Annotated in this window: 21 protein-coding genes and 1 pseudogene; 8 read left to right on the top strand and 14 right to left on the bottom strand. The window is 72.1% G+C overall.

What is annotated here, in order from left to right:
• The first annotated feature begins 113 nt into the window (after positions 1–113).
• Both AB0O01_RS26920 and AB0O01_RS26915 read left to right on the top strand, forming a co-directional pair.
• On the top strand, positions 114–950 hold the full coding sequence (locus tag AB0O01_RS26920) for an undecaprenyl-diphosphate phosphatase (RefSeq protein WP_365317223.1): 837 nt from the start codon (positions 114–116) through the stop codon (positions 948–950).
• 265 nt (positions 951–1,215) lie between these two features.
• Complete coding sequence (locus AB0O01_RS26915; protein WP_365317222.1) at positions 1,216–2,733, top strand: alpha/beta fold hydrolase; 1,518 nt, start codon at positions 1,216–1,218, stop codon at positions 2,731–2,733.
• Between the two features lie 160 nt (positions 2,734–2,893).
• Here AB0O01_RS26915 and AB0O01_RS26910 read toward each other — a convergent pair whose 3' ends face one another.
• Positions 2,894–3,757, bottom strand: a complete 864-nt coding sequence (locus tag AB0O01_RS26910; RefSeq protein ID WP_365317220.1) for a helix-turn-helix transcriptional regulator — start codon at positions 3,755–3,757, stop codon at positions 2,894–2,896.
• A 114-nt stretch (positions 3,758–3,871) separates the two neighbouring features.
• Here AB0O01_RS26910 and AB0O01_RS26905 point away from each other — a divergent pair, with 114 nt between their 5' ends.
• A complete protein-coding gene (locus AB0O01_RS26905) occupies positions 3,872–4,345 on the top strand; it encodes a hypothetical protein (protein ID WP_365317218.1) in 474 nt (157 codons plus the stop codon).
• Positions 4,346–4,513: 168 nt separating this feature from the next.
• On the opposite strand, the gene AB0O01_RS26900 is transcribed toward AB0O01_RS26905, so the two are convergent.
• The 5 genes from AB0O01_RS26900 to amcB all read right to left on the bottom strand — a co-directional run bounded on the left by AB0O01_RS26900 (position 4,514) and on the right by amcB (position 7,511).
• The gene (locus tag AB0O01_RS26900) at positions 4,514–4,891 is read right to left on the bottom strand and encodes a peptidase inhibitor family I36 protein (RefSeq protein WP_365317217.1); all 378 of its coding nucleotides are present in this window, start codon (positions 4,889–4,891) and stop codon (positions 4,514–4,516) included.
• A gap of 311 nt (positions 4,892–5,202) precedes the next feature.
• Entirely contained in the window at positions 5,203–5,358 is a 156-nt protein-coding gene (locus AB0O01_RS26895) for a hypothetical protein (RefSeq protein WP_365317216.1), read from the bottom strand.
• A gap of 53 nt (positions 5,359–5,411) precedes the next feature.
• Positions 5,412–6,098 carry a pentapeptide repeat-containing protein gene (locus AB0O01_RS26890; protein ID WP_365317214.1) on the bottom strand — a complete coding sequence of 229 codons (687 nt, stop codon included), beginning with the start codon at positions 6,096–6,098 and terminating at the stop codon, positions 5,412–5,414.
• A gap of 46 nt (positions 6,099–6,144) precedes the next feature.
• Positions 6,145–6,354: a multiple cyclophane-containing RiPP AmcA gene (gene amcA, locus AB0O01_RS26885; protein WP_365317212.1), complete on the bottom strand. Its 210-nt coding sequence runs from the start codon at positions 6,352–6,354 to the stop codon at positions 6,145–6,147.
• The gene (gene amcB, locus AB0O01_RS26880) at positions 6,351–7,511 is read right to left on the bottom strand and encodes a cyclophane-forming radical SAM peptide maturase AmcB (RefSeq protein ID WP_365317210.1); all 1,161 of its coding nucleotides are present in this window, start codon (positions 7,509–7,511) and stop codon (positions 6,351–6,353) included. Before amcB ends, amcA begins: the two co-directional genes overlap by 4 nt.
• 238 nt (positions 7,512–7,749) lie before the next feature.
• Here amcB and AB0O01_RS26875 point away from each other — a divergent pair, with 238 nt between their 5' ends.
• The gene (locus tag AB0O01_RS26875) at positions 7,750–8,271 is read left to right on the top strand and encodes an NUDIX domain-containing protein (RefSeq protein WP_365317208.1); all 522 of its coding nucleotides are present in this window, start codon (positions 7,750–7,752) and stop codon (positions 8,269–8,271) included.
• Here the strand turns inward: AB0O01_RS26875 and AB0O01_RS26870 are convergent.
• Entirely contained in the window at positions 8,238–9,707 is a 1,470-nt protein-coding gene (locus AB0O01_RS26870; protein WP_365317207.1) for a hypothetical protein, read from the bottom strand. The genes AB0O01_RS26875 and AB0O01_RS26870 overlap by 34 nt on opposite strands.
• Positions 9,708–9,849: 142 nt before the next feature.
• Here AB0O01_RS26870 and AB0O01_RS26865 point away from each other — a divergent pair.
• A pseudogene (locus tag AB0O01_RS26865) lies at positions 9,850–10,098 on the top strand (DUF2087 domain-containing protein); the annotation flags it as partial.
• Positions 10,099–10,143: 45 nt separating this feature from the next.
• Here the strand turns inward: AB0O01_RS26865 and AB0O01_RS26860 are convergent.
• Together AB0O01_RS26860 and AB0O01_RS26855 are read right to left on the bottom strand one after the other, a co-directional pair.
• Complete coding sequence (locus AB0O01_RS26860; RefSeq protein ID WP_365317205.1) at positions 10,144–11,184, bottom strand: esterase-like activity of phytase family protein; 1,041 nt, start codon at positions 11,182–11,184, stop codon at positions 10,144–10,146.
• A gap of 79 nt (positions 11,185–11,263) precedes the next feature.
• The gene (locus AB0O01_RS26855) at positions 11,264–12,106 is read right to left on the bottom strand and encodes a serine hydrolase (RefSeq protein WP_365317204.1); all 843 of its coding nucleotides are present in this window, start codon (positions 12,104–12,106) and stop codon (positions 11,264–11,266) included.
• A gap of 206 nt (positions 12,107–12,312) precedes the next feature.
• Between AB0O01_RS26855 and AB0O01_RS26850 the strand changes: the two genes are divergently transcribed.
• On the top strand, positions 12,313–13,122 hold the full coding sequence (locus tag AB0O01_RS26850; RefSeq protein WP_365317202.1) for an endonuclease: 810 nt from the start codon (positions 12,313–12,315) through the stop codon (positions 13,120–13,122).
• Between the two features lie 47 nt (positions 13,123–13,169).
• On the opposite strand, the gene AB0O01_RS26845 is transcribed toward AB0O01_RS26850, so the two are convergent.
• The 4 genes from AB0O01_RS26845 to AB0O01_RS26830 form a co-directional block, all read right to left on the bottom strand.
• On the bottom strand, positions 13,170–13,928 hold the full coding sequence (locus AB0O01_RS26845) for a GntR family transcriptional regulator (RefSeq protein WP_365317269.1): 759 nt from the start codon (positions 13,926–13,928) through the stop codon (positions 13,170–13,172).
• Positions 13,929–14,015: 87 nt separating this feature from the next.
• On the bottom strand, positions 14,016–15,701 hold the full coding sequence (locus AB0O01_RS26840; protein WP_365317201.1) for a thiamine pyrophosphate-binding protein: 1,686 nt from the start codon (positions 15,699–15,701) through the stop codon (positions 14,016–14,018).
• Entirely contained in the window at positions 15,698–16,765 is a 1,068-nt protein-coding gene (gene speB / locus AB0O01_RS26835) for an agmatinase (protein WP_365317200.1), read from the bottom strand. Before speB ends, AB0O01_RS26840 begins: the two co-directional genes overlap by 4 nt.
• An 82-nt stretch (positions 16,766–16,847) precedes the next feature.
• The gene (locus AB0O01_RS26830) at positions 16,848–18,329 is read right to left on the bottom strand and encodes a sodium:solute symporter (protein ID WP_365317198.1); all 1,482 of its coding nucleotides are present in this window, start codon (positions 18,327–18,329) and stop codon (positions 16,848–16,850) included.
• Positions 18,330–18,711: 382 nt separating this feature from the next.
• On the opposite strand from AB0O01_RS26830, the gene AB0O01_RS26825 reads away from it, so the two are divergent.
• Positions 18,712–20,244 carry a helix-turn-helix domain-containing protein gene (locus AB0O01_RS26825; RefSeq protein ID WP_365317267.1) on the top strand — a complete coding sequence of 511 codons (1,533 nt, stop codon included), beginning with the start codon at positions 18,712–18,714 and terminating at the stop codon, positions 20,242–20,244.
• Between the two features lie 133 nt (positions 20,245–20,377).
• A complete protein-coding gene (locus AB0O01_RS26820; RefSeq protein ID WP_365317196.1) occupies positions 20,378–21,205 on the top strand; it encodes a phosphatase in 828 nt (275 codons plus the stop codon).
• Here AB0O01_RS26820 and AB0O01_RS26815 read toward each other — a convergent pair.
• Positions 21,189–22,169 carry a cation diffusion facilitator family transporter gene (locus AB0O01_RS26815; protein WP_365317195.1) on the bottom strand — a complete coding sequence of 327 codons (981 nt, stop codon included), beginning with the start codon at positions 22,167–22,169 and terminating at the stop codon, positions 21,189–21,191. The genes AB0O01_RS26820 and AB0O01_RS26815 overlap by 17 nt on opposite strands.
• Positions 22,170–22,280 lie beyond the last annotated feature (111 nt).

The following is a 22,280-nucleotide window of genomic DNA, read 5'->3' as shown; positions in this document are numbered from 1 at the left end:
GATCGTCGGGGCCCGCTCCTGACGGGGGTGGGGTACGGGCCCGGTGATCGACTCCCTAGGCTCCTGCTGTTCCAGGTACGTGCGGGGAAGCAGAAGCAGAGGAATAGAGCTGCGTGAACATACTTGAGGCGGCATTCCTGGGGGCGGTCGAGGGACTCACCGAGTTCCTCCCTGTCTCCAGTACCGGGCATCTGACGATTCTGGAGCGGCTGCTCGGCCACTCCCCGGACGATCCCGACATCACGGCCTTCACGGCGATCATCCAGGTGGGCGCGGTCCTGGCGACCGTCATCTATCTCCGCAAGGACATCGCCCGGCTGATCACGGCGTGGTTCCGGGGCCTCACCCGGCGTGAGGCCCGGCGGGAGGCGGACTACAGGTTCGCCTGGGCCGTCATCATCGGCTCGATCCCCATCGGGATCGTCGGCCTGGTCTTCAAGGACCACATCGAGACGACCCTGCGCAGTCTGTACGTCGTCTCCATCGCGCTGATCCTGTGGAGCGGGGTGATGTGGTTCGCGGACCGCCGGGCCACACAGACGCGCGGCGAGGGGGATGTCACCTGGAAGGACACCCTGATCATCGGCCTGGTGCAGTGCATGGCCCTGATCCCGGGGGTGTCGCGCTCCGGCGCCACGACCTCGACGGGTCTGCTGCGCGGCCTGGACCGGGTGACGGTGACCCGCCTGTCCTTCATGCTGTCGATCCCGGCACTGGCCGGAGCGGCGGTCCTCCAGACGGTGACGGAGTTCGACGCGATCTCCAACGGGGTGGGCTGGCCCGCGACGATCACGGCGACGGTGGTCAGCTTCATCGTGGGGTACGCGGCGGTGGCGTGGCTCCTGCGCTTCATCGCGCACCACAGCTACAGCGTGTTCATCTGGTACCGGGTGGCGGTAGGTGCCGTGACGCTGGTGCTGCTGGGGACGGGGGTCATTCCGGCCACGTGAGGCGGGGCGCGCCGCGCGGGCCGGGCCCCAGCGGTCGGTCCACGGCACCCGGCCCCGGAGCGACCGGATCGGATCCACGGCGCCCGGGTCCGCAGCGACCGGATCGCGCCCACGGCACCCGGGTCCACAGGCACTGAGGGAATCATCGCTTCCGAGGTGCGGCCGGTCCTTCGGCCGCACCCGGGACCGATGAGGAGACCCTCAGGTGACACCACCGGCGACACCAACGGCGACACCAACGGCGAGACTCCCGTGGAGACGAACGGTGGCGGGGGCCGTCGCCGCGGCGTTACTGCTGCTCACCGCCCCCGCGGCACCCGCCGTGGCGGCGGTGCCGGGCGGCGGGACGGGTACCGGTGGGCGGATCGCGTGGGACGACTGCGCCGATCCGGCCCTGACCGCCGCCGGGGCCGAGTGCGGCACCCTGCGCGTGCCGCTGGACCACGCCGACCCCGGCGGCCCGAAGATCACCCTGGCGCTGTCCCGCATCCGGCACACCGCACCCGACAGCGACTACCAGGGCGTGCTGCTGGCCGTGCCCAACCCGCTGGGCGGCTCCGGATACACCGACCCGCTCCAGGGCGCCCTGCTGCCCGACAGGGCGGGCGCGGCCTACGACTGGGTCGGCTTCGCCCGCCGCGGTCTCGCCCCCAGTTCCCCGGCCCTGACCTGCGACCCCGATGTCTTCGCCTACGACCGCCCGCCCTACGCCCCCGCCACCCCCGCCGAGGAGGCGGCCTGGGTGGCACGGACCGAGTCCTACGCGACGGCGTGCGACACCGGCCCCCAGTCGGCCCTGCTCGACCACATGAAGGCCACGGACACCGCGGCCGACATGGAGTACATCCGCGCCGCCCTGGGCGCCGGACGCCTCAACCTCTACGCCCGCTCCTACGGCACGTACACCGCGCAGGTCTACGCCACACTCCACCCCGACCGCGTCCGCCGCGCGGTGCTGGACTCCAACGTCGATCCGCGGCGCGTCTGGTACAACGCGGCCAACTTCGACCAGAACGTGGGGCTGGAGGAGAATCTGCGGCTCTGGTTCGACTGGCTGGCCACGCACAACAGCGTCTACGGCCTCGGCACCACCCGGGCGGAGGTGACCGCCGAGTGGGACCGGCAGATCGCCGCCGTCACCGCCGCACCGGCCGCCGGGGTGATCGGCCCCGACGAATGGGCCGACCTGTTCCTGGTGGCCCCCTACTTCCAGTCCAGTTGGCCGCTGCTCGGCGCCGCGTTCGCGGGCTGGGTGCACGACGGCGACGCCGTGACCCTGAGGGCGCTCTACGACCAGCTCATGCAGCACGGCGACGACAACACGTACGCGGCGATGCTCGCCCAGATCTGCACCGACGCGCCCTGGCCGGCCTCCTGGCGGACATGGCGGGCGGACACCGTGGCCTCCGCGCGCCGGGCGCCGGGCACGACCTGGGGCAACACCTGGTTCAACGCGCCGTGCCGCACCTGGGGCGCCGAGGCGGGGACGCCGGTACGGGTGAACGGCTCCGCCGTCGCGCCGGTTCTGCTGGTCCACGAGACCCTGGACGCGGCGACCCCCTACGCGGGCAGCCTCGAAGTGCGGTCCCGTTTCCCCCGCGCGTCCCTGGTCGCCGTCCCCGGCGGCATCAGCAACGGCCCGACGCCGGGTTCCCACGCCTGCGTGGACGCCCATATCGCCGCGTACCTGACGACGGGGGAGCTGCCCGCGCGGGTGCCGGGGCGGGGGGCGGACGCGGAGTGCGCGGCCGGCCCGGCACCGACGCCGTATCCGACCGGCTGAGGGCGGCTCAGCACTGAGGGGCGGATCCTGCGGGAGGGGGTGCGGCACGACAGGCAGGTCCACGAGGTGCGGGGAGTTGACCCGCACCTCGATGGGCTTGGTGGCGGTGGCGGCCGAACCGAAGTACCGGGATTCGATCAGACAGCGGGCCGGACGCGCGTCACGTGTACGACTCCGCCGCCGTCGCGATCATCGTCAGGGAACCCCCCGGCGACATGGCGGCTGCCCGCAGCAGAGCGAAGGTTTGCTGGTACCGCACCACCAGCACCGGATCATCGAGCAGCCGACCCGAGTGCTGCCCCTCGCTGTAGGCCACGTCAGGGGCGTCCTCGAACGTCATCACCGAGAACATGCCACCGGTGACCGCCACCGCGCCCTCGGAGAAGGGGAGCACCTGAACGCCGATGCGGCCGGACTCCATCAGATCGGCGATGTGCCTCAACTGCCCGGCCATCACCGCGCGACCGCCCACAGCGACGCGCAACACGGTTTCCTGGAGGACGACCCACAACAGCGGCCTTGTTGGACGGGTGAGCAAAGCGGCCCGCTCCTGGCGCCGCCGTACCTCGTCGCCTCCATTCCGCGCGGGTGACAGGGGCAGGAAAGGGGCTCGCAGGGCCCGGTGGTACTGCTCGGTCTGAAGGACGCCGGGAACGATGGACGGAGCGTACTCGGCGATCGAGAGGGCCTCTGACTCAAGTACGGCGACTCCGCTGAAGTAGGAGGGGAGCGGAGACTCGTCCTCGTCGTCGGGAACGGGGACGGCTTCAATGAGGTCCCGGCACATACGGGCGAAGAGGCCCTCGGTCCGCAGCTCGATGTCGATCCGTTCCGCCAGGTCGAGCTGGGGTTTGCGCATCGCGGCCTCGATCTGGCCGATGTAGCTGCCGGACACGAAGACCCTGGACCCGAGTTCGCCTTGCGTCAGCCCCGCAGCCTCCCGCCGCTTCTTCAGCTCATTGCCGAAGAACTCCCATCCGGTCCTTTCCTCGTTGAGCCGCATGCCCCGGGTGCCCTTGCTCAACGAACGCCTCCTTCTTTCAGCGCCTTTGTTGTCCGCTCCCCCCTGGCGAAGCTACTCGCGCTCAGTTCAGAGTGATGCACGCACAGTGACAATTGGCCGAAACGGGAGCCCCCCATGCCCCACCCCCACAACCACGCACAGGACACCTACGAATCCCTCCGCCGACTGCTGGCGCAGATCGACGTGGCGCCGGCCTCCCTGAAGGTCGACTGGTGCACCGAGGACGCCGAACCCACCATCCTCGTCGGCGCGCTCACCATCATGGACACCCTGCGGCTCACCCGCGCGATCCGCGTCGCCGTCGAGCACCGGCAGCGTGGTGCCGACCTGTCGGCCGACCGCCCGCACCGCCCCATGGCCGGGGAGACCGTGCTCGACACCGCCGCCGACGAGATGGGCGAGGTGGTCGGCTACGTACTGCGCCCCCTCGCGCCCGGCGACCCCTGGACCGCCGACCCGGATCACATCCGCCCCCCGGACCGGGACCGGCTGATCCGCGCCCGGCTGGACCGCCTCGACCGGGACCAGCGCTCGAACCCCTCGAACCCCCTGGTCCTCGTACCGTCGCCGCCGGCCGACCGCACGTGACGGAGACCCCTCCCCCGGACCGGAGGGCGCTGCTGATGTTTCTCGTCTGGCTGACCGTGATGGCCTATGTCATGGCGGTCGTGCTGGCCGACGAACGGGTCGCCCGCAACGGATGAGGGGCCGCCCCCCGGCCGGGAGGGACGGCCCCTGGAACCCGCAGCGCGCCCGCTAGCAGGGCTTGAAGGAGCTGATCTTGTCGTTGATCCAGCTCGGGAGGGAGGCCCAGCGCTCCCACGGGCCGATCCTGAATTGCGCGCCCGTCATATAGGGGTGCTCGTAGAAGCAGTAGGCCGAGCCCGTGTTGTTGACGATCGAGGAGGCGAGGTCGTGGCCCCACTCGGGCGTTCCTTGCGGCAGGCCGGGCCCGAAGACGTAGACATCGCCTTCGTAGTTGTTGTGCTGGAAGTAGCACACCGACCAGCCGTTGCAGTCCGATACCGCCGCGGCGGCGGGAGTGGCGTTCACGAGACCGGCCGAGGCGGCGAGGGAGGCGGCGCCGAGGAGGAGCGCCGCACGGCGCTTGACTGTTGCGGTGAGGGCTGTCATGCGCACGAAATTAGCCATTCGCCGGGCCGGACAGGAGGCAGGCGTTCCGGGTCTTTCCCGGTGGCACAGGGAGTTGGCCTGAAGGGGCAGAGTTGAGGGACGGGAGTGGCGGCCTGGCGAGCCAGAAGGCCGCGACGGAGGGCTCGTCGATTCCGGCGGTGGAGCCGTCATGGGGGAGGAACTCGGTCGGCGCGATGTATCCGTCACCTGAGAGTCGAGACGGGCGACGGCTTCGAGGCGGGCGTCCAGGTCGTGCGGGGAGAGGTCCGGCAGGGACCGGTGCACGCGGTGGATCAGGGCACCGGCGAGCGTCACGTCCTCGGCGGTGGGCGGGGCGGCATCCAGCCGCCGTCGGGGACGAGGGCGCCGTCCTCGTGGCCCGGCGCGCCGAGGACCGGTCGGAGGGGAGCGACCGCGCACCGGTCGCGCAGATCGCCGGGCGAGCCGAACTCGGGCCGTGGCCCCATGATTTGCCTTCCGGTGACGGGTGACGAGTGACAAGTGACAAATGACGGGCTGTCTATCCGGCGTCGAGGTCCTCGCCGTAGGTGACCTCCAGTTCCGCGGCCAGGGCCTCGGCGAGCTGAAGGATCTGCGGCCGGTCGATGACCACCCGCTTGAGCGAGGCGACGCCGCGGATCCGGGAGAGATCGTTGCCGCGCAGGTCGAGACCGTTGTACTTGCCTCCGTCGAACGCGGTCAGCCGCAGATCGCAGGCGTCGAGGACCGTGTCGTTCAGGGCACCGGCCTCGAAGGTGGTCTCGCGCAGGGTGCAGCGCGAGAGGATGACGGGCCCGGCGGTCCGGACGCGGGCGAGCGTGCCGTAGTCGAGTCTGCAGTCCTCGAAGACGACGTCGTCGAGGGTGATCTCCTCCAGGACGGCGCCCATCAGCCTGCAGTCCCGGAAGACGGTCCGGGTGATCCTGCTGTCCGACCAGCGCAGGCCGGACAGGTCGCAGTCGGTGAACTCCACCGAGTCGACGCGCAGCCGCTCCAGCCGGGTGCGCCGGGTGCTGAGGCCGGTGACGCGCCCGTCGATCAGATGGGTGTCGGCCAGGTCCAGATCGCGCAGGTCCGTATCGCCGTACTGGAACTCCGCGACCCTGCCGCGTCCGCCTTCGAGCGAGGTCACGCGGGACAGGTACAGGCCGGGCGCGTCGAGCGCCGGCAGCGTGACGGTGGTGCGGCGGATCGTGCGGGTTCCCATCGGGGTTCCTTCCCATCGTGTGGGCCTGTGCGGGCGGGGCGGCCGGCTACTTCTTCTTGTTCCAGTTGTCCCAGGTGGGCCGGTTGTCGAAGGGCGCGGGGCTCTTCTGCCAGTTGTCCCACGTGGGCCGGTTGTCCCACACGGCCCCGGCGGCTGCGATGGTCCCGGTGATCGCGGGGACGTGGGGCGCGTGGGCGGCGATCAAGTCCATCACGACGGGTGCGTCGGACGCGGCCAACCGGTCGAGGAGTGTCATGTCGCGTGCCCTTTCTCCTGGGTGGTGAGGGTGAACAGAGCCGTGACCAGGGCCTGCCGGGAGACCCGGCAGTAGTCGGTCTCGGTGGAGCACAGGGAGCCGTTCTCGAAGTAGCGGTTGGCGGCCTGGGCGCCGCGGCAGAAGTCGAAGAACGCGCACTCCCCGGCGCACCGGTCCAGCCCGGTGAGGAAGTCGCGGACGTAGCGGAGCCCGGCCGCACTGTCCACGATGTCGCTCAGCGACCGGCGCAGAATGTTGCCCGCACGGAAGTCGTCGTGGACGGGGTCGACGGTGTCGGCGAGTTCCGGGGAGAGCAGCACCACGTCACCGGCGACGGACACCGTGGGGATCGGGTCGAGCCGCCGTTCCGCCCAGGCCGCGCGCTGCCCCGTGCGGACGAGGTGCAGATACTCGGCGAGGCGTGCGGCCTCCCGCACCTGGAGACGGCCGCCGTGCGTGCGCGTCCAGACGAGGACGCGGCGCCAGAACTCCTCGGCCTGCGCGGGCGAGGGCGAGCACCGGCCGGTGTTGACGCCCTCGGCCTCCTCGATGTTGAAGCCCGCCGAGTGGCAGCCGAGCCCCGCGAGGAACTCCAGCAGTTCTTCGGGCCGGGTGACGGACCCGGCGGAGACGACCGCGATGGCGGAGAACGGGATGCCGTGCTCGCCCAGTCGCCGGACGCCCCGCAGGATCCGGTCGAACACGGGCCTGCCGCGCAGATCGACCCGGTCGGAGTTCAGCACGGCCGGGCCGTCGATGCTCACGCCCACCCGGATGTCGTGGGCGGTCAGCAGATCGCACCACCCGTCGGTGATCAGCGTGGCGTTGGTCTGCACGTAGTGGTGCACCCGCCCGGCGCGCCGCAGCCCCTCGAAGGGGGCGAGCAGCGTGCCGAACCGTCGCGGGCCGATCGCGAGGGGCTCGCCGCCGTGCCAGACGATCCCGATGGGCGGGCCGCCGCCCGCCGTCAACTCGGCGACGGATGCCGCCAGCGCGACGGCGACTTCCGCGCCCATCTCGCGCCTGACCTTGCGCAGCGGGAGGTAGCAGTAGCGGCAGTCGAGGTTGCACCAGGTCGTGGGCTGCGCCACCACGGTCTGCGGACCCGCGAACCACTTGTGGTAGCGGGCCTGCCAGCCGGGATCGTCGATGCGCATCGCGCGGTCCGTCCTTCCCTCATCGGGCAGCGGCTGCGGCTCCGCCCGCCACCGCCGGTACGGCCCGCGGCGGGTGGGTGCCGTCGTGTGTCCACGGTGCCGTCCCGCCCGGCGCGCACGGGATGACATCGCGATGTCAACGCCGCTGACATGTCATCCGGCGCTCGATGACACTCCGGCCAAGTCCGCTCGCGGGCACAGGAGTTCGATAGGGCAGCAAGGGTCTAGGGTGGCGGGCGTGCCCCGCTCGATTCTGATTCACGACGGCCACACCGCCCGCGACATCGGTCTGGTCTACATCTGCTCGGGCTACCTCGTCGAACGCGGCAAGGTACTGCTCGTCCATCACAACCGCTTCGACAAGTGGGTCCCGCCCGGCGGCCACATCGAACCGGGCGAGTCCTTCGCCGCCACGGCCGTACGGGAGTTCAAGGAGGAGACCGGCCTGCTCGTGGAGGCGATCTCCAGCCAGCCCGCGATCCACCCGGCCGACGACAATGCCACCCCCGAGCCGGTGCCCTTCTACACGGACATCGAGCGCGAGGGGTTCGCCACTCCCGCTCTCGTCCAGTTCTTCTATGTCCGCCGGGAGGCGGGCGCCGGTGAGCGGACCCTTCGGCCGCAGCGGGAGGAGGTGCACGGGGCGGGCTGGTTCGGTCCACAGGACCTGGCGGAGCTGCCGACCTTCGCGCAGGTCCGTTCCCTGGCCCGCTTCGCCCTGCTCAACTACCCGGTCGCCGCCGAGCGGGCCCAGGCGTAACCCCCGGCCCCGTTCACGGCGGCGGTCAGCAGGAGCCGGTGCGGTGCACCGCCGAGAGCGGCGGACACCGCGAGATTGAGGCGCTGGATGTACTTGGGCACCGATGACGGTGCGACGAACAGCGCCTGGGCGATCTGCTCCGTCGACATTCCCTCGCCGGGTCCGTCGTGCACGACCCGCGCCAGATCGAACAGGCGCTGGGACAGTTCGCAGGCGACCGGGTCCGGCCTGCCCGGCACGGTGAGCAGGACCACCCGCCCCCCGGCCAGTTCGGCGCTCCGCAGCAGGGCCTCCGTCGTCCGGGTGGTGCCGCCGTCCGGCTCGGTGTCCTCCCCGAGGCCGATCCGGGCGATGCGGGCGAGGGCCTCCCGGTGGGCCGCGACCGTGTAGTACGCCGCGCGGATGGTGGCCCGTCTGCCGGAGGCCCCGGGTTCGTTCCACATCCCGGTCTCGGGATCCCACAGCTCGTTCATCAGCCGCCACGCCCCGGACAGCCGGGGGTCGCGGGGATCGGCTCCGGCCCTGACGGCGGCCTGGGTGCACAGCGCGTACGCCAGGTGCTCCCAGGCCGTGCCCTGGACGTCCTTGTCGTCCTCGACGAAGGTCTCCCAGCGTCGGTGATTGCGCAGCAGCCACTGCCCGGCCTCGGCGACCACCTCCGAAAGACGCTTCCTTTGCACCTGCCCGTGGACTCCGCCGGTGTCCCGTGGCATGTCCGGGCAGGCCGGTTCGCCCGCCGGGCCGATGCCGGAACCGACCGCGGAGAGCGCCAGCAGACAGAGCGCCGTCTTGCTCGGGCTGGGATCGGTGTCCACATAGGTGCGCCACCCCCAGGAGCCACTGGAGCGGCGATGGTAGAGCAGACCGTGGACACCGTGGTCGAGCAGCGGCTCCACCCGCTCCAGCAGGCCCGTGGTGCTCACGCCACCGCAGATGTCGAGATCCGGCCCGAGCACATGCAGCGTGTCCCTGAGCTGGGCCAGCCCGTGCACGACAAGGGCGGTCTGATGGAGCGAGGTGTCGTCGAGACCGAGCACCTCGGGCCAGCCGTGCTCCACCCGGTGGTCGTCGAACCAGCCGACGCACCAGGTCACCGCCTCCGCGACGCCCTCGTGGTGGAAGAAGCGCGGCTGGGACAGGAGCCCGGCCAGGCCGAAGGCGATGAAACGGGTGTGCTCGCCCCGGCCGCCCTTGTGCCGGGGGCGGCAGTGCGCCGGAATCGCCCCGGTCAGGAATCCGAGCGCCTGACGCACCGGCCGTCCCGCGACACCGGCGGCCCCCAGAACCGGCAGGACCTCGCTGGTGTTCACGATCGACGAAACCGAGGTGAGGGTGAGTCCCCATCCGCCGTCGTAGCCCTGGCTGCGCAGCAGCGTCCGAGCGGCCTGTCCCGCCCGCGACTCGAATGCCGCAAGACCCGTATGAGCCCGTCCCATGGCCCGCCTCCAGCGCCGCGTCCCGATGGCCCCGGCCGGACCGTACCCAACGCGGCTGCCACGGACGCATGTTCAGCGCCGGCTCCCCGGCCCCGGCGAAAACGCCTTGCCCCACCCCCCGCCCCCGCGCCACTGTCCCCCCATGAACGAGACACCCGCGCTACGGGACGTGCAGTCACTGTTCTCCGGCGGTCGCCTGGTCAAGGTGCCGCGCAGGGCCGCCCGGAGGGAGCAGCTCTTCACCCACCTCGCCGAGACCCTCTTCGAGCCCGGTGCCGCGTACCGCGAGGCGGAGGTGAACGCGCGGCTGTCGGGCGTGTTCGACGACTACGCGCTGCTGCGCCGGGACCTGGTGGAGTCGGGGCTGCTGCGGCACGCCAGGGACGTACGGACGTACGGACGTACTGGCGCGCCGCGCGGGGCCCGGAGGATGCCGTCAGCGGCGCACCCGGACCGTCAGCTCGTAGAGCCGTGTGATCTGCGTCGCGCGCTCATTGTCGTCGCTGGCGAGGAGGACCTCCAGGCGGTCCGGGCGGACCCCGGTGACCGTCATCGCCTCGATGTTGTCGAGGAGGGGGTTCACCTGGGGCTGGTGGGCCGGGGCGCCGAGGTCGGGGCAGTCGGCCAGGTCGGCGAGGAGGGTCTTGGTGATCGGGCGGACGCCGGACCCACCCACGATGTGGTCCACCCCGCTGGTGTCCGTCGCCCGGCGCGGGTCGGCGAGGTAGAGGCGGACCGTGTTGCCGGTGCCCGCGGTGAAGCCGCGTTCCAGGACGAGGAGGCGGCCGTCGGGGAGGGCGGTGATCTCGGGGACGCCCAGGCCGGTGTCCGTGCGGTAGGCGTACTGGGGGCCGAGGGCGAAGGCGCCCTTCGGGGCGGTGCGCCGCCAGGTCTGGAGGCGGACGGTGCCGGGGGTGTCGCCGGTCAGCGCGTACTCCATGGCGGCGATCAGGGTGCGGCCGTTCGGCAGCAGGGTCAGGCCCTCGAAGGTGCCGTTGGGGGTGGCCCGCCCGGCGGGGGTGACGCGCAGGGCGTCCGGGACCGGGAGGCGGGCGAGGATCGCGCCGTCGCGGGAGTAGCGGCGCACGGCCGGTTCGCCCTCCGTCGAGATGAGGTACGTACCGTCCCGGTCGACGGCCAGGCCCTCGGAGTCCAGGGCGGCGCCGTTCTCGTCGGCGAGCGGGAGGACGGAGCGGGGGGCCCGTGTGCGGCCGTCCAGGGAGAAGAGGGCCGAGCGGTCGGAGAGGGCGGCGAGGGTGCCGCGCCGGTCGACCGCCAGCGCGGAGATGTTGCCGACGTAGACGCCGTCGTGGGTGGTCTTGTCGAGGGCGTCGGAGTAGCCCTCGATGGTGACGGAGGGGGAGCAGGCGGTGTCGGCGGGGGCGGCGGCCGACGCGGGGGTGGTGGTCAGGCAGGTCGCGGCGGCCACGGTCGCGGTGAGGGTGGCGAGGGCGGAGCGGAGCAGTCTCGGGCGCATGGGGGCACGGTAGGGCGGGTGGGTGTCCGGGGGTGGGACTTCCCGTGAAGGGACGGCCGGGAGGAGCGAGCGGGACGTATCAGCTCGCGGCGAGGTCCTTGTGGACGGCCTTGGCGACGCCCTGGATGGTGGTGATGCCGTAGTTCATGGTGCTGTTGCCGTGGGTCAGCACGGTGATGGAGTAGTCGTGGCCGCCGCCCTTGAAGGTGCCGACGCTGTGCACGCGCCAGCCGTGGGTGGCCCGCTGGAGCCAGCCGTTCTTGACGGCGACGGAGACACCGGAGGGGACGCCGTACGGGGTGCCCCAGCGCTGGGACGACACCACCTTGCTCATCAGTTTGGTGAGGTAGGCGCGCGCGTTGTCGCTGAGGACGGTGTTCTTGGCGGTGATCAGCTTCATCAGCTTCTGCTCGTCGGTGACGGTGATCTGGGTGAGGCCCCAGTAGCCGTTCGCGCCGGGCTTGGTCTGGGTCATCTTGGCGGCGGTGAGGAAGCCCTTGATCTTCGTCATGCCGAGCTGCTTCCACAGGGTGGAGGTCGCCGCGTTGTCCGACTTGGTGATCATGGCGGTGGCGAGCTGGGTCTCACGGGTGGTGAGGAGGCGGTTCGTCTTCTTCGCGTCCCAGAGCAGCGCGGCGAGGACGGTGACCTTGACGACGCTGGCGGAGTCGTAGGCGGTGGACGCGCGGAGCGTGCAGGTGGTGTTGGTGGAGCGGTCGTGGACGCCGACGGCGACCGTCCCCTTGCGGTTGGCGAGGGCGGCGGTGATGTCCTTCTTGAGCTTGGCGGCGAGGCCGGCCTTGGCCGACGTACAGGCGACGGTCGGCGCTGCGGCGGCCGACGCGGGGGTGATGGCGGCCACGCTGGCGACGAGTACGCCGCCGGCGACCCATCGCGCGCTTCTGGATATCCCGAAAGTCATGCCCGCTATGACCGACGGACCCGGGCGAACGGTTGTACGCCCTGGCCAAAGCTGGCCGTTCCGTTACCGGAGGGGACGGTGCCGGGACGTCGGCGTGACACCCGACACACCCGACACACAACGGACACCTGACCGACACCTCTCGGACCTCATGTCCATGTCACTCTCAAGTGCCCGCTTGTCAACCCGCGTAGAACGGACACCCCATGCCCGTGACGCAGCTCCGCGCCGCCCCCCGCCGCCGGGTCGCCCTCGCCGCCTCGGCCGTCCTCCTGGCCGTGACCCTCCCCGCCCTCTCGGCGACCCCGGCCACCGCCACCACCACGGCCTACGACACCACCTACTACGCCACCGCCATCGGCAAGACCGGCCCGGCGCTGAAGACCTCCCTCAGCACGATCATCAGCAAGCAGACCAAGATCTCGTACTCGGCCGTCTGGGAGGCCCTGAAGGTCACCGACCAGGACCCGCGCAACGCCAGTAACGTCGTCCTGCTCTACTCGGGCATCTCCCGCGCCAAGACGGCCAACGGCGGCAGCACCGGCCAGTGGAACCGCGAGCACGTCTGGGCCCAGTCGCACGGCGACTTCGGTACGGCCACCGGACCGGGCACCGACCTCCACCACCTGCGCCCGGAGGACGTCCAGGTCAACTCCACCCGGGGCAACAAGGACTTCGACAACGGCGGCTCCGCCTTCACCAACAGCGGCGGCAGCCTCACCGACTCGAACTCCTTCGAGCCGCGCGACGCCGTCAAGGGCGATGTGGCCCGCATGATCCTCTACATGGCCGTCCGCTACGAGGGCACCGACGGCTGGCCGAACCTGGAGCCCAACGACACGGTCACCAACGGCAGCGTCCCCTACCACGGCCGCCTCTCGGTCCTGAAGCAGTGGAACGACGAGGACCCGCCGGACGCGTTCGAGGAGCGCCGCAACGACCTGATCTACACGAACTACCAGGCCAATCGGAATCCGTTCATCGACCATCCGGAGTGGGTGGAGGCGATCTGGTAGCGGGCGCATGCGGGAGGGCGGAGGTCGGTCACCGGCATCCGCCCTCCTCACGCCTCGAAGCCGTACTCCAGTACATAGGCGGAGGAGTCGAGGACCATGTCGTTGACCTCGACGGCGGCGCCTCCGGCGTCGAAGGCGGTCCGGACGACCAGCATCACCGGAACCCCGGCCGGGAGCGCCAGCGCCTCCGCCTCCTCGGCGCCCGGCATCCGCGACCGCACCTCCTCCCGGAACCGCAGAGGCGCCCGCCCCAGCTCGGCGAGCCGGGCGTAGACCCCGCCGGGGCCGGTGTCCGGCCGCGTGATCGCACTCCCCGCGACCAGGTCGGCGGCGAGATACGACACGGAGAGCAGGACGGGCTTGCCGTCGAGCGTGTACCGGCGGCGCCGGACGCAGACGCGTTCACCGTCCGCGAGCCCGAGCACCCCGGCGACGACCGGCGGGGCGTCCTCGTCGGTCACCTCGACCGAGTCGACCACCAGCTCCCGCCCGGAGGCGTCCGCCTCCCAGACCGAGCGCCCCTCTCCCCACCGCGCATGCGCCAGCCGCTCGACACCGAGACGCCGGATCGGCCTGAAGTGCCGCACGAAGACACCGGCACCCTTGCGCGCCTCCACGAGCCCCTCGGCCTGAAGGACGCCGAGCGCCTGACGGGCCGTCATGCGCGCGACGCCGTACGTCGCCATCAGGTCGTTCTCACCGGGCAGCCGTTCACCCGGACCGTAGGTCCCCGCCTCGACAGCGGCACGCAATTCAGCGGCGATGCGCTGATACTTCGGCTGCCGCCCAGCTCCCCGGCCGCTCATCGACGCCTCCCGAACGATCATCTCTAGACATCCTAGGCGCCGGCCATCACAGCTCACGGGCAGCGAATGACTTCACCCCCGCCGGTCTCACCCCAGATGCGTCGCCGCGAACATCCGCAGTACCGCCGGAAGCACCACCACCGAAGGACCCGGTGTCGCCAGTGCCTCGGCGAGGTCCGTCTCCAGGGTCTCCGGGGTCGTGCGGACGCCCGGGACGCCGAAGGACTCCGCGAGGGCGACATAGTCCGGGCGGGTCAGTTCCGTCGCCGTGGGCTGGCCGAACGCGTCGGTCATGTATTCGCGGAGGATGCCGTAGCCGCCGTCGTCGACGATCAGCCAGGTGACGGGGAGGTCGTACTGGCGGGCGGTGGCGAGTTCGGCGATGGAGTAGAGCGCGCCGCCGTCGCCGGAGACCGCGAGGACCGGGCGGGTCGGGTCGGCCGCCGCCGCGCCCAGCGCCGCCGGGAAGCCGTAGCCGAGGCCGCCCGCGCCCTGGGCGGAGTGCATGGTGTTGGTGCCGCGCGGGTCGAAGGCGGACCAGGCCCAGTAGGCGAGGATCGTCATGTCCCAGAAGGACGGGGACGCGGCGGGGAGGGCGGCGCGGACCGAGGCGAGGACGTTCTGTTCGAGGGTGAGGTCCTGGGCGGCGATGCGGGCGCTGACCCGAGAGAGGACGTCCCGTACTCGATCCCTCGCGGCGTCATCGGGGCGGGGCTCGACCGTCTCCAGGAGAGCCTGGAGGGCGAGGCGGGCGTCCGCGTGGATGCCGAGGGCGGGGTGGTTGGACTCCAGTTTGCCGAGGTCCGCCTCGATCTGGATGACCCGGCCGCGCGGGGCGAAGGTGTGGTAGTTCGAGGAGAGTTCGCCGAGGCCCGAGCCGATGACCAGGAGGACATCCGCGTCCTCCAGGAAGTCCGTGGTGTGGCGGTCCTCCAGCCAGGACTGGAGGGAGAGCGGGTGCGTCCAGGGGAACGCGCCCTTGCCGCCGAAGGTCGTCACCACCGGGGCGTTCAGCTTCTCGGCGAGGGCGAGGAGCTTGCCGGAGGCGTCCGCGCGGACGACCCCGCCGCCCGCGATGATCGCCGGGCGGGCGGCACCGGAGAGCAGGGCAGCCGCCACGGCGGTCAGCTCCACCCGGGGAGGGAGGTCCTCCGGGGTCGCGTCCACCCCGGTCACCACCGGGAGGGAGGTCTGCGCGAGGAGGACGTCCTGCGGTATCTCCACCCACACCGGGCCGTGCGGGGCCGTCAGCGCCGAGCGCCACGCCTCCGCGACCGCCGACGGGATCTGGGACTGCGTCCGGACCGTGTGGACGGACTTGACCACGCCCCGGAAGGACGCCGACTGGTCGGGGAGTTCATGGAGGTAGCCGTGGCGTCCGCCGCCCAGGCCCGCCGTCGGGATCTGGCTGCTGATCGCGACGACCGGGGCGGAGGCGGCGCGGGCCTCCTGGAGGGCGGCGAGGGAGGTGAGGGCGCCGGGGCCGGTGGAGAGGAACAGCGGGGCCGCCTCCCCGGTCGTCCGGCCGTACGCGTCCGCCGCGAAGCCCGCGTTGTTCTCCACCCTGAGGCCGATGTACCGCAGGTCGCTGCGGCGCAGCGCGTCGAACATGCCCAGCGCGTGCTGGCCGGGGAGCCCGAAGACGGTCGTCGCGCCCAGCCCGGCCAGGGTCTCCACGACCAGGTCGCCGCCGTTGCGGCCGGCCGGGGGGTTGAGGGCTGCGGTGATCTGGCCCGGGGTCGGACGGAGTACCAGGTCGTGGTCGTGGGTCACTGTGCTCCGGAGCCCTTCTCCGCCGCCGCCGAACGGTCCGCAGAACGGTCCGCCGGACGGGCCGCCGCACCGGCATCGGTGCCGGCCGCCGCGCGGGCATCGGCGATCTGGCGGGTCATGATCGTGGTGAGTTCGTACGCCGTGTGGGACGCGGCGACCGAGGTGATCTCGGCGTGGTCGTAGGCCGGGGCGACCTCGACGACATCCGCCGACACCAGGTGGCAGGAGGCCAGGCCGCGCAGGATCTCCAGCAGCTCGCGGGAGGTCATGCCGCCCGCCTCGGGGGTGCCGGTGCCGGGGGCGTGGGCCGGGTCGAGGCAGTCGATGTCGATGGAGATGTAGAGGGGGCGGTCGCCGATGCGCTGGCGGAGCTGGTCGGCGATCTCGTCGGCGCCGCGGCGGTAGACGTCCGCGGAGGTGACGATGCCGAAGCCCATCTTCTCGTCGTCGGTCAGGTCCTGCTTGCCGTAGAGCGGGCCGCGGGTGCCGACGTGGGAGAGCGCGGAGGTGTCGAGGATGCCCTCCTCGACCGCGCGGCGGAACGGCGTGCCGTGGGTGTACTCGGCGCCGAAGTAGGTGTCCCAGGTGTCGAGGTGGGCGTCGAAGTGGAGCAGGGCGACCGGGCCGTGCTTCTTCGCGACCGAGCGCAGGAGGGGCAGCGCGATGGTGTGGTCGCCGCCCAGGGTCATCAGACGGGCGCCGGTGCCGAGGAGGTCGTCGGCCGCGGCCTCGATCGTCTCGACGGCCTCGTGGATGTTGAACGGGTTCACCGCGATGTCCCCGCCATCCGCGACCTGCGCCAGGGCGAAGGGGGAGGCGTCCTGGGCGGGGTTGTAGGGGCGCAGCAGCCGGGACGCCTCGCGGATGGCGTTGCCGCCGAAGCGGGCGCCGGGCCGGTAGGACACACCGGAGTCGAAGGGCACGCCCACGACGGTCACGTCGGCGGTGCCGACCTCGTCCAGCCGGGGCAGCCGGGCGAAGGTGGCGGGCCCGGCGTACCGGGGGATCCGGGAGGAGTCGACGGGACCGACGGGACCGCGGGGCGTCTCGGGGCTGCTGCTCATGGTGGCTTGCCTTCTCTCGTGCTTCCTAGCCGTTTTGTCGCACATGGTGGTGTATGAACGACTTGCGGCTGCTCATTCGACTTTACTGGTGGGCCGGGACCGGCTCCGGCTCGGCGTCCGGGTCCGGGGCCCGCCCCGCCAGCCGCTCCCGCCACGCCGCGAGCACGGCCGCGTCGGTCGCCGGGGTGGCCAGCGAGACGACGACGTAGGCGGCGAGGGAGGCCAGCAGGCCGTAGTAGATGGGTTCGTTGGCGAGGATCCCGAAGGCCGCCATCAGCGCGACGACCGAGATCCCGCCGACCGCGACCCCCGCGAGCGCCCCCTGCACGGTGCCGCGCCGCCACAGCAGCCCGCCGAGGATCGGCACCAGCAGACCGCCGACCAGCAGGTTGTACGCCACGGTCAGCGCCTCGACCACATCGTTGAGCGCGATGGCCGCGAGGATCACGGCGACGCCCATGAGAAGGATGAAGGCGCGGTTGCCCTTCACCTCGTCGTGCGGCTCGTCACCGGGCCCGGCCGCCGGTGGCCTCACCAGGCCGCGCAGGCGGGACCAGATGTCGTTGTTGGCGACGGTCGCGCAGGCGATCAGCGCGCCGGAGGAGGTGGACATCACGGCGGCGAGCGCGGCGGCCAGCACCAGGCCCCGCACCCCCATGGGGAGTTCGTCCTTGACGATGGTGGCGAAGGCGTCGTCCGGGGAGGCCAGGTCGGGGTACATCACCTTGGCCGCCGTACCGATCACCGCGCCCGCGACCGCGTACGCCAGGCAGTAGGTACCGGCGATGGTGCCGCCCCACTTGGCCGTGCGGTCGCTGCGCGCGGTGAACACCCGCTGCCAGATGTCCTGGCCGATGAGCATGCCGAAGGTGTAGATCAGGACATAGGTGAAGATGGTCTCGCCGCCGATGCCCAGCGGGTCGAAGTACTCGGTCGGGAGCTGCGCCTTCATCTCGGCGAACCCGCCCGCCTTGACGACGGCGATGGGCAGCAGGAGCAGCAGCACCCCGATGGTCTTCACCACGAACTGCACCATGTCGGTGAGCGTGATCGACCACATCCCCCCGAGGGTGGAGTACGCCACGACGATCGACCCGCCGATGACGATCGCCAGGGTGCGGTTCACATCGAAGAGGACGTTGAAGATGGTCGCGTAGGCGATGGTCGAGGTGACCGCGAGCATCAGGGTGTACGCCCACATCACCACGCCGGAGATCATGCCCGCCCGGCCGCCGTAGCGCAGGTCCAGCATCTCGGAGACGGTGTAGACCTTCAGTCGGGAGATCCGCGCCGAGAAGAAGACCGACAGGGCGAGCAGCCCGAAGCCGATGGTGAGGACCAGCCAGGCACCCGACAGCCCGTACTGGTAGCCGAGACCCACACCGCCGATGGTGGACGCGCCGCCGAGCACGATCGCTGCCATGGTGCCGGAGTACATGGCGGGGCCGAGCCGCCGTCCGGCGACCAGGAAGTCGCTCTTGGACTTGGCGCGGCGCATGCCCCACCAGCCCATGGCGAGCATGCCGGCCAGATAGACGACGATCACGATGTAGTCGACGGCCATAGGGGCCCTCCTTCGCGCACCTCGGTGGCGTGTCGTGCAGATGGGGACGTGTCCCGGCAGCGGTCACGGGGACGGCGACCGGGGTGGCGACCGGGGTGGTCGCCGGGGTGGCAACCGGGGTGGTCGCCGGGGTGGAGACCAGGGCCTTCGCGGGGACATCCGCCCGTACCCGCGGGCCCGGCGCCGCCGGTCTGGACCGACCTTAGGTGGCCGGAAGACGACTGCGAAGTGTACGTTTCATCCACATGGGCGGAACGGGATGGAGTAAACGCACATTATGGATGCACATGCCGTGGATACAGACGCCGTGGATGCAGACGCCGTGGATGCAGACGCCATGGATGCGCAGGCCATAGAGGCGCACACCATGGACGCGCACACCATGACGCCCATCTCGGCGGAAGGCCCCCTGCCACGCGTCCCGCCCACCCCACCCGTCCCCCTCTCCGCCCTGCTCGCCCGGGAGGACCTGGCGCTGCGGCAGATCGCGGGGCCCGACGCCTCCGGCGTGATCATCCACGGCGCGCTCACCACGGAGATGTCCGACCCGTACCCCTATCTCCTGGGCGGTGAGCTGCTGCTGACGGCGGGCGTGCACATCACGGAGGCGGCCGGTTCGGGCACCTACTTCGACGACTACGCGGGCCGGGTCGTCGCGGCGGGCGGGGTGGCCGTCGGCTTCGGGGTGGCGCCGGTCCACGACACCGTGCCCCGGGCGCTGGTCGCGGCCTGCGAGGCGCAGGGGCTGCCCCTGCTCGAAGTGCCCCCGGCGACGACGTTCGCGGCGGTGGCCCGCGCGGTCTGGGAGCTGATGGCCCAGGTACGGCACGCGGAGCTGCGCCGGGTGACCGAGGCCCAGCGGAGCCTGGCCGCCGCCGCGGCCCGCCCCGACCCGGTGCCGTCGGTACTGCGCCAGCTCTCCCAGCGCGTGGGCGGCGGCCGGGCGGTGCTGTACGGGCCGGAGGGCGGCGAGATCGCGGGCGCGGGCCCACGTCCGGACGGGCCGGTGGAGAAGGCCCTGACCCGCCTCGCCCGCCTGGTGACCAGCCGCTCCTCCACCACCGCCACCGACACCCTCCCCGGCGTCCATCTCACCGCCTACGCCCTCGGCGCCGGTCAGGGCTTCGCCCTGGGCCTGGCCGCCCCGCGCCGCGACCCCGCCGACCACACCATCGCCTCCCTGGCCGCCGTCCTGCTCTCCCTCCTCACCGGCGAGCACCAGAGCGGTACGGCGGCCACCCGCTCCTCGGCACTGGTCCGGCTACTGCTGGGCGCCCGCGCCCCCGAGGTGGCCCCCCTCCTCGCGACCGGCACCGGCACCGGCACCCACGCCGATACCGCCACCGCCACCGGCACCCCCCTCTGGCGGGTCGTCCACGCCCGCCCCACCACCCGCCCCGCCGACCCCCTCGCCGCCTCGGGCCTCGGCGCGGCGCTGGGCTCGGCCCTGGTCGACCTGGACGAGGACGAGGGCACCGTCCGCGTCCTGCTGCCCCCCGGCCGGGACGCCCTCCCGCAGCCCGGCTGGACCCTCGGGGTGAGCGCCCCCGCCGCGCCCGCCGACTGGCCGTCCGCCGACACCCGCGCCGCCCGCGCCCTGGCCCGCGCCCGCGCCACCCGCGCCCCGCTGGTGCGCCACGGCGCCCGCTCCGCCCTCGCCGAGCTGATCCCCGGCGACGAGGCCGCCGCCCACGCCCGCGCCCTGCTGGCCCCGCTCGCGGACAGCCCCGCCCTCATCGACACCCTGCGCACCTGGCTCTCCCTGCACGGAAGCTGGGACCGCACCGCCGTCGCCCTCTCCGTGCACCGCAACACGGTCCGCCAGCGCGTCACCCGCTGCGCGGCCCTGCTGGAGACGGACCTCGACGACCCGGACGTCCGGATGGAACTCTGGTTCGCGCTGCGCCGCGCCTGACCGCCGGAGACTGAAGCCGGAAACGAGAGCCCGGCACAAACCCCGTTGCCCGTATCGGCATGATCGCGTGACCCACGTCCCAGCGGGCGGGACATCCGGGACGGACAGGGGGACGTGGCCCACAATGGGAGCCATGCCGATACCCGGGACACCGACACCCACCCGCGCCGAACTCGTCGACCACCTCGTCAAGACCCGTATCGCCGGCGAGGTCGCCACGCCGCGTGAGAACAACCTCTCCCACTACCGTCAGCTCGCCAACGGCGTCCGCAACTTCTGGCTCGGCCTGGAACTGGGCGACCGCTGGGCCGACGAGCAGGACGTGCTCGCGGTGATGGCGGAGCGCGTCGGCGTCAACGACGACCCGGAGTACCGGTACGGACAGGACACCATCGACCCCGAACTGACCGTCGCCGGGCTGGACCGGCTGGCGGCCCGGCTGCGCAAGGCGGCGGCGGGCACCCAGCGCGTGCTGTTCGCGACCGGCCACCCGGGCGGGCTGCTGGACGTGCACCGGGCGACGGCCGCCGCGCTGCGCGCCGTCGGCTGCGACATCGTCGTCATCCCGGACGGCCTCCAGACCGAGGAGGGCTACGTCATGCAGTTCGCGGACGTGGCGATGCTGGAGCACGGGGCGACGCTGTGGCACACCCACTCCGGGGACCCGATGAAGGCGATCCTCACCGCGCTGGAGCGCGACGGCCGCCCGCTGCCGGACCTGGTGGTCGCCGACCACGGCTGGGCGGGCTACGCCGGGCAGCACGGGGTGGAGTCGGTGGGGTACGCCGACTGCAACGACCCGGCGCTGTTCATCGCGGAGGCGGAGGGCACCGTCCAGGTGACGGTCCCGCTGGACGACCATGTGGTCAGCCCCCGCCACTACGACCCCATGACGGCGTATCTCCTCTCGGAGGCGGGCCTGTACCGACCCCTCGAAGCCCCGGTCACGGCCAGGGACTGAGCCCCTCCTCGCGGCGCTGCGCGTACCCCGGCGTCGGGTCGAGATAGACCCGCCCGATCGCCGGGAACGCCTGCCGCAGCCGGGCCTCGGCGGTCTCGCAGGCCCACTCGACCTGCGCGGCCGTGGACACGTCCCGGAAGTCGACCTTGGCGGCGACCAGCGCCTGCCGGGGCCCCTGGACGACGGTGGTCAGCTCCAGGACGGCCTCGATGTGCTCGACGGCGAGGAGTTCGGCGCGGATGCGCTCCCGCATCGGCCGGGGCAGGGCGCGCCCGATGAGCAGCACGGCGTTGGAGCGGCCCAGCACCCAGGCCACGTACAGCAGGAGCAGGCCGATCAGCAGGGAGGCGAGGCCGTCCCAGACGCCGGAGCCGGTGAGCTGGCCGCCGAGCAGCCCGCCCGCCGCCAGCAGCAGCCCGGCGAGGGCGGCGGTGTCCTCCAGGACGACGGCCTTCACGGCGGTGTCGGGGGTGTGCCGCAGATAGAGCCGGAAGGGTGCCTTCAGCCGGGCGGCCTCCCCGCGCGCCTGCCGCACCCCGGTCCGCAGCGAGTAGCCCTCCAGCAGGAAGGCGACCCCGAGGACGATGTACGAGATGAGCGGATCGCCGGGTTCCTCGCCCTCGACGAGGGTGTGGACGCCGTCGTAGAAGGAGAAGACGGCGCCGCCGACGAAGGTGGCGACGGCGGCGAGCAGGGCCCAGATGTACCGCTCGGCGCCGTGCCCAAGGGGGTAGTCCTCGTCGGCCGGCCGGACCCCGCGCTTCAGGGAGACCAGGAGCATCAGCTCGGTGACGGTGTCGGCGACCGAGTGGGCGGCCTCGGAGAGCATCGCGCTGGAGCCGCTGATCACCCCGGCGACGGCCTTGGCGACGGCGATCCCGAGATTGGCGGCGGCGGCGACGAGAACGGTGCCGACGCTCTCACCGCCGCCGTCCCGCGGTGGGTCCGCCTCGGAGGGGGTCATGTCCCCCAGTCTCACCGAGGGACGCGGACCACGCCCTCCTGGACGACGGAGACGGCGAGCCCGCCCGTCCCGGGTGTGGATCCGGGCCTGGCCGAGCCCGCGCCTGCGCCT

Source organism: Streptomyces sp. NPDC093252 (assembly GCF_040683675.1).
Lineage (GTDB): Bacteria > Actinomycetota > Actinomycetes > Streptomycetales > Streptomycetaceae > Streptomyces.
This window is presented reverse-complemented; position numbering and strand designations above follow the sequence as displayed.